The following is a 13,779-nucleotide window of genomic DNA, read 5'->3' on the forward strand; positions in this document are numbered from 1 at the left end:
CTCTCCTCTGCTCGATGCCCGGCAACGCATGCTCGGCGGCCTGGCCACATTTCGCGACATTACGCAACGAAAACAAGTCGATGAATTCCTGGCCTCCTCCCAGGAATTTTTGCGCAGTTTGATTGAAGAAACACCGCTGGGCGTGATCGTGTTTGATCAAGAGGGTGCAGCCGAGCATGTTAATAAAGCCTTCTTGAAAATTCTGGGACTCGAATCGCCCAACGAGCTGATCGGCCGGTTCAACGCCTTCACCGATCCGCTTTTTGCCAAGAATGATCTCGTCAAATATTGCGTCCAGGCCTATAAAGGCAAGATTATCGAGATTTCGCCCACCGCGATCGATTTTCAAAACAAGAAAGTATTCAGTCTCGACGACATTTCATTCGTTGAAAATGCGGCGAAGCGCACGGCTGACGGCCTGAAAGTCGTGTCCCTGCTACTTTTTCCGGTGCGCGATCGCAACGGCAAAGTGCGCAGCGTGGTGGCGATGGTAACGGACCTGACCGAGCGCACGCGCGCCGAGCGCAGCCGGAAAGAGATCGAAGCCCGTTTTCAAGACATGGTCGCGCGCATTGCGGATTATCTCTTTAGCGCGCGCGTCGAGCACGGCAGCCTGAAGTATGAGTTTTGCAGTCCGGTGATCGAGAAAATCACCGGTTATCCCGAAGAATTCTTTTTGAATGACAATTGGTTTTGGTTCAAAATTATTCTGCTGGATGACCAGCAACGTGTGCAAGAGGAGTTGTTGAATCTCTTCACGCAACGCGAAGACGAAGGCGTGATCGAATATCGCATCCGCGCGCGTCACGGCGAAACGCGTTGGTTGCAATCGCGGTTCACCGTTTTGCGCAACGACAAGGGCAAAATCGAGCGCGTCATCGGCGCGGTTTCCGACATCAGCCGCCAAAAAGAAGCCGAAGAAGCCGTGCGCAAAGCCGTGGGCAAATTCCGCTCGCTGGTCGAAACCATGCACGAACTGGTGGTGACGATTGACGGCCAGGGCAAAATTTCGTTCGCCAATCGTTCTTTTTACCGGGTGATGAATTACAGCGATCGCGCCGTGCTCGGCAAAAACATTCATGATTACGTTCATCCCGAGCAAGTGGACGCCGTCAAAGGCGTGTTTCAAAATGTGATGCGCGGCGAACATTCCCTGCGCAACTATGAATTGCGTTTCCGCAAGGCGAACGGCGAGTATCTGCTTTTGATCATGAACGCCGACCCGCTCTATGAAGAATCCGGCGCGATCAACGGCATTCTCACCGTTGCTTTCGACATTACCGAACGCCGCCAGGCGATTGAAGCGATTCAAAAGCGCAACGCCGAGCTTATGTTCATGAATCAGCTCAGCGATCAATTCAAATCCACCGTGGGGCAGGAAGAGCTGTTTCAACTGGTTTATGAATTTCTGCCGGTGGCCATGGGCATTCAACATACCGACATCGCTTTGTGGAATGAACGCCGGCAAATGCTGCTGCACCAAAACGGCGCGGCGGGCGGCGAGGGCGCGCACAACCAATTCGGCGTGCGCGTCTCGCAACGTTGCTTTGAGAGCGGCGAACCCGTGGTCATCAACGACAGCGCCGCCAGCGCGCTGGTCGAGCCGGAATGGATTGAACGCGCCGGCGTGCAATCCACAGCCGCCGTGCCGATTTTGGAGGCGGGCCGCACCATCGGCGTCTTGCGCGTCGATGATACGCGCGAAAAAAATCGTTTCACCGAGGAAAACATTCGTTATTTGCGGGTGATTGCCCAACAACTTTCTGCCGCGATTCAAAACACGCGGCTTTACCAAAAACTGCGCAGCTCGGAAGAGAATTATCGTTCCCTGTTTGAAAATGCCGCGGACGGCATTTACCGCGCCACCATCGACGGGCATTTGCTCGCCGCCAATCCCGCCCTGGTGAAAATGCTGGATTATCAAACCGCCGGAGATGTGTTGGCGCTGCACATGCCGGAACATCTGTTCATGCGGCGCGAGGATTTTGAGGCGCTGAAAAACCTCCTGCGCTCCCGCAAATTTGTACACGGCTTCGAAACCATGTTCAAGCGACGCGACGGTAGTGTGATCGATGTTCGCATCAATGCGCATTTGGTGACCGAAACTCAGCACGCCGTCGAGCAGGTCGAAGGCGATGTTGACGACATCACCGAGGAAAAAGCGCTGCGTGAACACTTGTTGCAGGCGCAGAAGCTCGAGGGCCTGGGCCGCATGAGCGGCGGTTTGGCGCACGATTTCAACAATTATTTGAACGCGATCATCAACAATCTCACGCTCGCCAGAGAATATCTCCCCCCGGAAACACCGGCGGCAAAATATCTGCGCGACGCCGAGCTGGCGGCGGATCAAGGTGCGGATTTGATTTATAAATTGCTCACGTTCAGCCGCAGCAGCGCAGACGCCGACAGCTATCTTGCCGCCCTTCGTTCTGCGGAAGAAGTCGTCCGCGTCGATGTGAATGCCAGCATTGCCGAAGCCATCGAGCCGTTGCGGCAATCATTGGAACGCGACGTGACGCTCGTGTTCGAACCCTCGGACACGGTGGTCAACGTCAACGCGGAGCCGCTGCAAATCAAACAATTGATCATGAATCTCGGCGTCAATGCGCGCGATGCGGTCGCTTCGAATGTTGAAGCGAAAAACGGCCAGAGCAAGATCACGATCAGCACCTCCCTGGTCGAGATCGATGAGGCCTATCGTCAAAAATATGCGCAGGCCAGAATCGGGCGGTTCGTGCGGCTGGCAGTGACGGATACCGGCGCCGGCATCGCGGCGAACGTGCAGCAACGCATGTTCGAGCCATTTTTTACCACGAAAGAACCGGGCAAAGGCACCGGACTCGGCCTGGCCGTGGTCTATGGACTCGTGCAACAACTGCAAGGCTGGATCACTTACAACACCAAGGTGGGTGAAGGCACAACGTTCGAAGTTTACCTGCCGGCAGCGAATTAACGGACAACGCCGATTTGAAAAAAAAACTTTGGCAGGATGATTTATCGACAGAATTATTTCAAATCGCTCTGCCGGCGAATTATCTTGCCATGAACTTTCAGAATTTTATTCTGAGTTTGAAAAGCTAATCGCATAAAAGGGCATTCGCATGGCAACTTACACGCGCCTGTTGAGTTATCAAACGCCGCTGCTGCGCGGCGATGATGTGCAAGCACTGCAACAGCGGTTGCTCGATTTGGGATATACGATGGTGGGAATCGCGGACGGTTATTTCGGCCGGGCGACGGATAGCGCCGTGCGCAGCTATCAACAAGCGCACGGCCTGGTCGTCGATGGCGTAGTCGGGCCGCGCACCTGGGCTGCGCTCTTTAATCCCACGCCCACGCTCGCGGTACTGGCCAAAATCAAATCCTATCTGGTGGAAACCAAAAAATTGCATCGCTACCGCGACAGCGTCTCGTGGCGATTGAGCAAAAGCGGCGTTATTATCGAACCAAGCATGAAGCCGGAACGCTTCAGCGTCGATCCGCATCCGGTGGTCAGGCGTGTGTGGCAAACCTATCGCATACCAATAGAAAATTGGGCGGCCACGCTGGGCGTGCCGGTGGAGCTGATCATCGCAACCATCTGCACGGAAACGCGCGGCCAGGCCGAGGCTTTGCGCCTCGAACCGGGATATATCTCCGACGAGCAAACGCCGCATCGCGTGTCGCCCGGACTGATGCAGACACTGATCTCCACGGCGCGCATGGCGCTCAACGACAATTCCATTGATCGCGCCTGGTTGTTACAACCGGCCAACTCGATTCGCGCAGGCACGGCCTACATTGCGCAACAAGCCGCGATGACCCGCTTCGACCCGCCCAAAGTCGCCTGCGCCTACAACGCCGGCGCGATTATTTATAATGGCAGCAAATACAATCGCTGGAAAATGCGGCAATATCCCATCAACAGCTCTGAGCATGCCGACCGGCTGGTGAAATGGCTGAATGAATGTTTCGCGATGTTTGCGAAGGATAATCTCAAGCCGGCAACGAGCTTGTTCAGCTTGATTGATTAGCGCTGTTCCTATGGCTATTCGGCCTGTCATTCGCAGGAAACTTGTGAAGTGCTTGGCGCGGCGCTTGAAATTCTGCATGATTGCATGTTCGAGTTGTTTTTTGATCGTTAGAGCACCCGGTTCTCATTTATTTGATTTTCCCATCTCGCTTGCTTACCCTCTGAACGTTGATGCTGCACGGATAATTTCTTGTACTATTTGTAAGTCTGCTGCGACATTACGAGTCGCATTGTTTTTTGTGACTTTTGCGTTGAGTAGCCGTGACAATCGTTGCCCATGACTATTGCTCAAAACATAATTCGATCTTTCTTGATCGTATTCCTGGCATACAGCTACGCATACGCTCAAGATGCCGGCATTAAATTCGAGCGCATCGGGCGCGAACAGGGCCTGACCGCGAGCTCCGTTCTCAGCATCCTGCAGGACCGCCAGGGCTTTATGTGGTTTGGTACGCTGGATGGTCTTTTTAGATTTGACGGCTACAGCATGACCGCCTACAAGCACGATCCGCTGGATTCGACCTCACTGGGGAACAATCAGGTTTTTGTCGTCCTGGAAGACCACCCCGGCACCCTCTGGCTCGGCACCGCCGGTGGCGGTCTCAACCGTTTCAATCGCAAAACCGAGCAGTTTGCGCGTCTCAAACATGATCCGGACAATCCCAACAGCCTGAGCGCCGACGTCGTCTCCGCGCTTTATCAGGATCGTAGCGGATCGTTATGGGTCGGCACTTGGGCGGGCTTGAATAAGCTCGATTTGGACACCGGGAGAATCACCCGGTTTGTGCATGACTCCCGCGATGCCTCGAGCATGAACTCGTTTTGGATTCGGGCGATTGGCGAAGACAGTCTCGGCGCAATATGGGCAGGTACGGATGGCGGTATAAGCCGGCTGGATCCTGAAACAGGAAAGTTCACCCACTTTGTCGAGAATTGGAACGATCCGTACGGCTTGAGCAGCAACGCGGTCAACGCCGTCTTCAGAGATCGGGCCGGCACGATGTGGATCGGGACATGGGGTGGGTTGGATCGCTTCGACCATAAAACTCGACGGTTCGCTAATTTTCGTGCTGGCGGCAGGGTATCGTCAATTTGTGAAGATCGCACTGGGGCATTGTGGGTCGGCACGCAAAACCATCTCCTGCATTTCGACAAGGCGACCAACCGCTTTACCCGATTCGTTCACGATCCCACCAATCCCAACAGCGTTAGCAGCAATACCATTCAAACCATCTACGAAAATCGAACAGGCGTCCTGTGGATCGGGACAAACAATGGCGTCAACCGGCTCGATCGCGGGCAATATCGCTTCAAGCACCTCATGCACGACCCTGACGACGCAAACAGTCTCAGCCACAGGAGTGTGAGCACGATTCATGAAGGCCCCACTGGAGCACTCTGGATCGCTTGGAAAAAAAACTCGGTCAATGGCATTGAAGTCGGGCTTGATAAACTTGATCGCCATACCGGACAAATTGAGCGTATCTTCGCGAACTTGGGAAACAATGATGTCCGGCGAAGATCGGAGATTAACGACATCTATCAAGGCCGCTCCGGCGTGCTGTGGCTTGGCCTGCCGGCGGGACTGGGCCGTTATGATCCGGAGACAAAACAATTCAAGCTATTTGAGCACGATCCGAACGATCCGCATAGCCTGAGCGGTAATTTTGTTTGGCGCATACATGAGGATCAAACCGGCACACTTTGGGTCGGAATCAACAAAGACGGCCCCACCACCGGAATAGACCGGTTTGACCGCGAGCAGGGACGATTTAGCCGCATTGAATTCGTTCAGGAGATATCCTCCGGTCGGAATCAAAGGAATGGCGTTCACTCGATCTCCGAGGGTCAATCCGGCAGGCTATGGTTTGCAACCATGAACTATGGCATTTTCGCATTGAATCCCGGAAGTAATGAATTAATACAGTTTAACCACGAGCCAGACAACCCGAACAGCCTGAGTCATGGTTGGGTGGGCGTCGTGCATGAAGACCGGGAAGGAATACTGTGGGCGGCGCCCTGGTATGGCGGGTTGAACAAGCTCGATCCTGAGACCGGACAGGTGACCATTTACACGGAGAAGCACGGCCTGGCGAGCAACTACATCACCAGCATTTTGGAAGATGATCATGGCCGAATTTGGCTGACGACCCTAAACGGCTTGTCGCGGTTCACCCCGTGGGATAATCTTGTTCAAGGGCATTCGTCTCAAAGCTCATCTGTATCCCACGGGGTTAATCCGCGCAGCGCGACCTTTAAAAACTTTGACTATTCCGACGGACTGCTGCACACGAAATACGACCTCTGGAATGTCAGCACTAAGAGCCGAACCGGTGAGTTGTTTTTGGGCGGCGAGAACGGCGTCGATTATGTGCAACCCGACAGCATCCGCGACAACCCGCACCTCCCGCCGGTGGTGTTTACCAGATTTGTCCGCTACAACAGCAGCGAAGCGTCGGGCCAAGCCATCATCGAAAAGGGCGTTACCGAAAAGCGTCGCTTCGATCTCACTCATGAAGACCACACGCTGACTTTTGAATTTGCCGCGCTCAACTATCGCGCCCCGCACAAGAATCAATACGCCTACAAGCTGGAAGGCTTCCATGATGATTGGATTCACCTCGGCAATAAACATGAAGTGACGCTCACCAACCTCGATCCCGGTGAATACACTTTGCGCGTCAAAGGCTCCAATAACGACGGCGTTTGGAACGAAGAAGGCGCCGCGCTCGTCATCAACATCAGCCCGCCGTGGTGGCGAACCGGCTGGGCATACACGGTTTATGTCACCCTGTTTGGGCTGGCTTTATACGGCTTGCGAAGATTCGAATTGAGACGGACACAACTCCAGAACGAGCTTGAAAAGAAAGATTTCGAGGCGCAGAAGTTACAAGAAGTCGACCAAATGAAATCGCGTTTTTTTGCCGACATTTCACATGAATTCCGCACACCGCTCACTTTGATGCTCGGACCGGTCGAAAAAATATTGCCCGCAATTAATGATAAAGAGAGGCGCGAAGATCTGCGCGTCATGCAACGAAACGCGCGCCGGCTGCAGCGGCTCGTCGAGCAACTGCTCGATCTCTCCAGAATCGAGGCGCGCCGCATGCCGCTGCGCGCCCGTGCGGATGACATCGTGCCGAAAATCAAGGAATGGGCTGCGTCATTTGTCTCGCTGGCAGAAAGCAAGAACATCACGATGAACTTGCACTTCCCGGAGCAACCCATGATCGCCTATTTCGACGCCGAAAAATTGGAGAAGATCGTTTATAATCTTTTGAGCAATGCGTTCAAGTTCACGCCGGAAGGCGGGAAGGTAATTGTGGAAATTGTGATTGTGGATTTGGGATTGCAGATTGCGGAGGAATGGGAGAAAAGGAAATCCGCAATCCGGAATCCGAAATCAGAAATCGATCAATTCGTTCAGCTCACGGTAAAGGACACTGGCATCGGCATCCCGAAAGACCACCTGCCGCACATCTTCGACCGGTTTTATCGGGCGAGCGAGGCTTTGACCGGCGAGCAAGGCGGTACCGGAATCGGATTGGCGCTGGCAAAGGAATTCGTCGAGCTGCATCACGGCAAGATTCGTGTGGAGAGTGAAGTTGGCAAAGGCTCGACCTTCACGGTTCTGCTCCCGCTCGGGCGCGAGCATTTGTCTGATGATGAGATCGTTGAGCACTTGACAGATGGGGAGAGGGCAAAGCCGTCACAGCAGCCGCTTGAGTTGATGGATACCGAAGAAGTGACCAATCTCGATACGGTGCCAGCAATGAAGAGCGCCGAGCGACCGCTGGTTCTCATCGTCGAAGACAATGATGACATGCGGCGCTACCTGCGCAACTCATTGAATCAGGACTATGAGATTGTGGAAGCAGAGAATGGCGAAGCGGGTTTTCAAGTCGCTTGCAAGAAAACTCCCGATTTGATCGTCAGCGACGTGATGATGCCGATAATGGATGGATTTGCGTTGTGCGAGAAGCTCAAGACTGACCAGAGAACCAGCCACATTCCGGTTATTTTGCTGACCGCGCGCGCCGGACAGGAGGATAAACTTGAAGGCCTGGAGATCGGCGCGGATGATTATCTCACCAAACCCTTCGATGCCCGCGAGCTGCAAATCAGGGTGAAAAATTTGATCGCGCAACGGCAAAGGCTGCGCGAGCGGTTCAGCCGTGAGATGAGCGTACAGCCGAAAGATATTACCGTCACCTCCATCGATGAAAAGTTTTTGCAGCAAGCCCTCGATACCGTCGAAGCGAACATATCTGACAGCGATTTTCAGATCGAGCAATTCTGCCGCGCGATCGGCATGAGCCGTTCGACGTTGAACCGCAAGCTGCGGGCGTTGACGGGTCTCTCGACCAATGTCTTTATTCGCACCCTGCGTTTGAAACGCGCCGCCCAACTTTTGGAAAAGAAAAGCGCCACCATCGTTGAAATTGCCTACGAGGTGGGTTTCAACAATCCTTCCTATTTTGCCGAGTGCTTTCGCGAGCAGTTTGGCAAGCCGCCCTCCGAATGGGGGAAAAATGGTTGAATGGTTGGATAGTTTGATGGTTGGATGGCTGGATAGCTGGTTTGATAGAGTTGATTCAGTTTCAGCCAACCTCGCCGAAGGCTTCGGCAGGTTCCACAAAAAAGACAAAATCAAGTTCGGTAATCTTTCGTAGTCCCCGCCCCTTGTGGGCGGCTGTCGGAGCTGCGAAGTTCGTGACTGCAACAATGCCCCACAAGGGGGCAGGACTACAATTCATTACTGATTTTGATTGTCAAATCTCATCAGGTAAAGTTATGGCTCCGTCAAAGAAGCGCTCGATTGGAATGAAAAATCGAGAGTTTGCGGCCTGATAACGCCACAAGAGTACGAAAGTATCTACCAGCAGCTCTCCTTGCTTCCCAAAGAAATTAACGGACTCATCAAACTTACAAACCAGAAACTGGCCATCTAGCCATCCAACCATCTAGCCGTTTGGTTTTGCACTTTGCGCCGATGCCTCTCTCAATCTCTCCGCAATCCATACCTTGATTATTGACTGCCGCGTAACACCCAACCGGCGTGCCTCTTGGTCCAGAGAATGTATCATCCAGAGGGGGAAATCAACATTAACGCGTCTTTGCTTTTGGCCGGGCCTTTCGGCCTTCGATATATCCAAATGCTCGGAAATGTCGTCCCCCTGATCGAATTTCTTGTCGAATTCTTCAGCTTTCATAAAGCTCCTCTTCATTCCTTCGCGACCTTCTCACCGATATAATCCTGATATTTTGTCCGCGGACTGTATAGATGGCCGACCAAATGAGACCATCGCGTTTCGCAATTAACAGATAACGTGGCTCATCGAGATTTTTGGCTGGGATGACCACGCGATCCGGATCGTCCCATAAATCTTGGGCCTCGACAAAATCGATGTTGTGCTTGTTTCTATTCGAAGCACTCTTCTCCGGGTCAAATTCGAATACCATAATGGTATAAAAAATATACTAAATCCATCTGAAAAGCAAGACGTATTTGTTGTGTGCTCAAGGAGGAAGTGTTTCTTCTCCCGGGTAATCGTGTAATTTGACCCGATTTTGGCATCATTTGATTCATCTCTGGTCGAATTGCCTCCCTACTTTTTATTATTTTATCACGAAAAGTGACATTGTTCGACCAAAATCAACTAATCAATGTACTCATTGAAAGGAGATGGCATCATGAAAATCTTTTCGGCGCTGTTCGTGGCTCTTTTTAGTTCGGCCTCGGGTGTTTTTTCTCAGGTGGAATTTACCGCCCATACTATCACAACAAACGCCTCTGGCGCTACCGGTGTTGCGGCGGCGGATATGGACGGGGACGGGGACATGGATGTACTTTCCGCTGACTATTTTTCGGGCGAAATCACCTGGTATGAAAACGACGGCAGCCAGAATTTCACTGCCCATACTGTTGCCACCGGACAGGCTGGCGCCGTCGAAGCCCGCCCGGTTGACCTGGACGGCGATGGGGATATCGATGTGATTTCCGCGGCTGCTGATGGTGATCGCATTGCCTGGCATGAAAACGATGGGAATGAGAATTTTACCACCCACACCCTCATAACCGGTTATGACTGCGCTATTTTTACGGATATAGTTGATTTGGATGAAGACGGTGACATGGATGTGCTTGCCGCTGCCTGCGTAGATGACCGGCTTATCTGGTTTGAGAACGACGGCAGCCAGAATTTTACCACCCATCCTATCGCAACCGGTTTGAACAACGCCACCGTCATCCGTGCAGCCGATGTTGATGGCGATGGAGATTGGGATTTGCTTTCCAGTGAGTGGTCTACCGGAGGGGCGATTAGCTGGTATGAGAATGATGGCAATGAGAATTTTACGGCAAATGATATTATAACTGGACCCAATGGTTTCTTTGCGCTCCAAATTGCCGATTTAGATGATGATGGAGATGTAGACCTGATTTCCACTACTCCTGAAATTGATGAAATTAACTGGCATGAAAACGACGGCAATTTATCTTTCACTACGCATACGATTACAACAGATGCGGATTCCGTCCTTTGGGTTGATACAGCCGATCTTGACGGTGATGGGGATATCGATGTGATTTCTGCTTCACAGAATGATGACAAAGTCGCCTGGTATGAGAATGACGGCAATGAAAATTTTACCGTCCATGTCATCACTACCGATGCGGATCTGGCTCTTAAAGTATTTGCAGCAGATATGGATAGCGACAGAGATATCGATGTGCTTTCCGCTTCCGCAAATGATAATAAAATCGCGTGGTATGAGAACAATCTCATCACCACAGGTGTGGAAGCAAGAGCGACGGAAATGCCGGAAAAGTTTGCACTCTCCCAAAACTACCCCAACCCCTTCAACCCGACAACGACCATCGCTTTTTCCCTGCCACAAAGCGGTTTTGTCACTTTGAAGGTGTATAACCTCCTCGGAGAGGAAGTGGCGAACTTGCTGGAAGCGCACAAACCTGCCGGACGGCATATCGTCAGTTTCGATGCCTCAGCGCTGACTTCCGGTATCTACTATTACACGTTGACGGCAGGCCCTTCGAATGGCTCAGGGCAAGCTTTCAAGCAATCGCGCAAGATGTTGTTGCTGCGATGATTCTTTTAACTTGAATCCCAAAATTACAGGAGCAAACCATGTGGAGAAAAAGTTTTTTGCTTGGCATAATAATCTTTGGGTGTGGCGCAACGACCTATGCTCAACTGCCCCATACCTTCACCCAAACTGCACACATCGCTGACGTTGGTGATGCCCGTTACGTGGCAGTCGGACCGAACGGCACCGTTTTTGTCGCAGGTGCCGGTTTATTTGCTTACAGTTATGATGGCAGTTCTTTCACCAACACTGCATATTATGATGATACTTTCACCACCAGGAACCTGGCAGTCGATGCTCAAGGTATTGTTTTCCTCAGGGTTGGTTATCTTTTTGGCACTACATTTTATCAAGTATATAGTTACGATGGTACATCATTCTCCAGGTTTAATGCATCCTTGCACAGAGGGGATATTGCGTTCGGTCCTGACGGCACCATTTTTATTTCTTACGGTGGTTTGTGGGCCTATACGCGTGAAGATACCATATTCACTAGCACGGCACATACAGATAATGGAAGTGGTTATATCGCAGTCGCTCCTGACGGTACCATCTTTCAGGCCAGTGATGACAGCCTATGGGCCTGGACCTATGACGGCAGTTCTTTTACCAATACCGCACAAATTGACATTAGCCTTGATGCCGCGGACGTGGCGGTTGGAGCAGACGGCACGGTCTTTCTCGCTCTCGCCACCCGTGATAGGGGCGGGTGGGATAACACCCATTTGTCGGCTTATTCTTTTAATGACACTTCTTTCACCAACACGGCAAATATTGTTGTCGGAGGCGAAGATAATAGCGCAATCAAAGTGGAAGTAGGACCTGATGGAACCATTTTTCTGGCCAATGGTACGGATGGTTTGCGCGCGTATACTTATGATGGCAGTTCTTTTACCAACACGGCACATCGTGATGATATTGTTCCCATTGATGATATAGCAGTATCTTCAGATGAAACAATCTTTCTTGTCAGTGACGGAGGATTATATGCTTATGCTTACACAAAGAATCCTACTTCCATTGACGTAGAACCTTCAGAACTTCCAACTCAAATTGGGCTAATGCAGAATTACCCTAACCCCTTCAATCCGACAACAGCCATCGAATTTTCCCTGCCGCAAAACGGTTTTGTCACTTTGAAGGTGTATAACCTCCTCGGGGAAGAAGTGGCGACCGTGCTGGAAGCGCGCAAACCCGCCGGGCGGCATACTGTCAGTTTCGACGCCTCGGCGCTGACTTCCGGCCTTTACTACTACACGTTGACGGCGAGTGCCCCTGCGACGGGCTCAGGGCAAGCTTTTAAACAAACGCGCAAGATGCTGTTGCTGCGATGAAGGTTGAGAATGAAGTGCTGGCATCAGGAAATCACAAAAGGGGTTTTTGGCGCCAGGCCTGAGCATGATAGCCTGATTGCAATCCTTCTGTGAAAGCCTTTTGAAGAATACAATATGCGACTGACCGGCCACTTGCAGCGGTTACATGGTGGAACATTGGGGGCACAAATAGTGACCGGTCAGTGTTTCTCGTTAGGGTTTGTGGTCGCCGCCCCCTATGCGGGCGGCTCTCAAAGCCATTAAATTCGAGAGTGCGACTGCGCCCCACAAAAGAGGCAAGATTACTAACTTGCACACACACATGCGAAAAACGCTGTAATCTACCAAAGTTAGATTTACTTTTGGTTACCTCCCATCTTTCCACCGCGGAATTCTCTCGCGAATACGCCCAAAGCCGAGTTGGTCAAACAGCGCTTCCACTTGTTGGCGATCCGCGCCGTTATATTGCAGCGCGCGCAAATTGGCTTTGACCGGCGCTTTGGTTGAAATCGTGGCAAGGTCTTTTGAGAGAAAAGCGTGTTCGCGGCCCTGCTCGAGTTTGGCGCGAATGGCAGCAGCTCCGCGCACGGCCATTTTTTCGACGCGCTCCAATTTTTCAAAAATATCTTCAATGCTTGCAAACTTCTCCAGCAATGCCACTGCCGTTTTCTCGCCGATGCCCTTCACACCCGGGATATTGTCGACCGCGTCGCCCATCAACGCCAACAAATCGATGATCTGATTGGGCCGCACACCGAAATGCTGTTTCACGGCCTTCTCGTCAAAGCGCCGGTCTTTGGCAAAATCCCACAACGTCACCCGTTTGTTGACCAGTTGCGCGAGATCTTTGTCGCCGGAGACAACGACGAACTTTCCCTCGTGCTTGGCGAGTTTTGCGATGAGCGTGCCGATGATGTCATCTGCTTCGAAGCGATCGTCGATGTAGGCCGCCATGCCCAGAGCCTTGGTCACCTCCCAACACGCGTCAAGCTGCGCCTCCAATTCCGCCGGCGGCAATTCGCGCTGCGCTTTGTAAGCGGGATAAATCTCGTTGCGGAACGACGTGGTCAAACTACCGTCGAAGGCAACCGCAAGATGAGAGGGTTGCTCGCGTTTCAACAAATCGAGCAAGAATGCGGTGTAACCATAAACGGCATTGGCCGGTGCGCCCTCCGGCGTGCGAATCGAGCCCGGAATCGAAAAATAGGCGCGAAAAATGTACGGGCTGGCGTCAATCAGATAGATGGGAGGCATGGCTTTGAGCTTTCATAAAGAATTTTCGGTGAGTATATTTGCCGCAAAATATAACACGCCAAAACCCAATGCCAAAGGATAAAAAATCAGGCG

8 protein-coding genes are annotated in these 13,779 nt (G+C 52.0%); 5 read left to right on the forward strand and 3 right to left on the reverse strand.

Annotated features, from left to right (window positions below; genetic code table 11):
• From FBQ85_15525 to FBQ85_15535, 3 genes are all read left to right on the forward strand, one after another.
• Positions 1–2,953 (forward strand): PAS domain S-box protein (locus FBQ85_15525; protein ID MDL1876558.1); only part of this gene is annotated, 2,953 nt, incomplete at its 5' end.
• Positions 2,954–3,101: 148 nt separating this feature from the next.
• On the forward strand, positions 3,102–4,013 hold the full coding sequence (locus FBQ85_15530) for a hypothetical protein (GenBank protein MDL1876559.1): 912 nt from the start codon (positions 3,102–3,104) through the stop codon (positions 4,011–4,013).
• Positions 4,014–4,289: 276 nt separating this feature from the next.
• Positions 4,290–8,552 carry a response regulator gene (locus FBQ85_15535; GenBank protein MDL1876560.1) on the forward strand — a complete coding sequence of 1,421 codons (4,263 nt, stop codon included), beginning with the start codon at positions 4,290–4,292 and terminating at the stop codon, positions 8,550–8,552.
• Positions 8,553–8,976: 424 nt separating this feature from the next.
• Here the strand turns inward: FBQ85_15535 and FBQ85_15540 are convergent, their stop codons facing one another.
• Positions 8,977–9,225 carry a CopG family transcriptional regulator gene (locus FBQ85_15540; GenBank protein MDL1876561.1) on the reverse strand — a complete coding sequence of 83 codons (249 nt, stop codon included), beginning with the start codon at positions 9,223–9,225 and terminating at the stop codon, positions 8,977–8,979.
• Positions 9,215–9,475: a BrnT family toxin gene (locus FBQ85_15545; GenBank protein ID MDL1876562.1), complete on the reverse strand. Its 261-nt coding sequence runs from the start codon at positions 9,473–9,475 to the stop codon at positions 9,215–9,217. Before FBQ85_15545 ends, FBQ85_15540 begins: the two co-directional genes overlap by 11 nt.
• 204 nt (positions 9,476–9,679) lie before the next feature.
• Here FBQ85_15545 and FBQ85_15550 point away from each other — a divergent pair, with 204 nt between their 5' ends.
• The gene (locus tag FBQ85_15550; GenBank protein MDL1876563.1) at positions 9,680–11,122 is read left to right on the forward strand and encodes a T9SS type A sorting domain-containing protein; all 1,443 of its coding nucleotides are present in this window, start codon (positions 9,680–9,682) and stop codon (positions 11,120–11,122) included.
• Between the two features lie 38 nt (positions 11,123–11,160).
• On the forward strand, positions 11,161–12,453 hold the full coding sequence (locus FBQ85_15555; protein MDL1876564.1) for a T9SS type A sorting domain-containing protein: 1,293 nt from the start codon (positions 11,161–11,163) through the stop codon (positions 12,451–12,453).
• 345 nt (positions 12,454–12,798) lie between these two features.
• Here FBQ85_15555 and FBQ85_15560 read toward each other — a convergent pair whose 3' ends face one another.
• A complete protein-coding gene (locus FBQ85_15560; GenBank protein ID MDL1876565.1) occupies positions 12,799–13,686 on the reverse strand; it encodes an exodeoxyribonuclease IX in 888 nt (295 codons plus the stop codon).
• Between the last annotated feature and the right edge of the window lie 93 nt (positions 13,687–13,779).

Source organism: Cytophagia bacterium CHB2, assembly GCA_030263535.1.
Lineage (GTDB): Bacteria > Zhuqueibacterota > Zhuqueibacteria > Zhuqueibacterales > Zhuqueibacteraceae > Coneutiohabitans.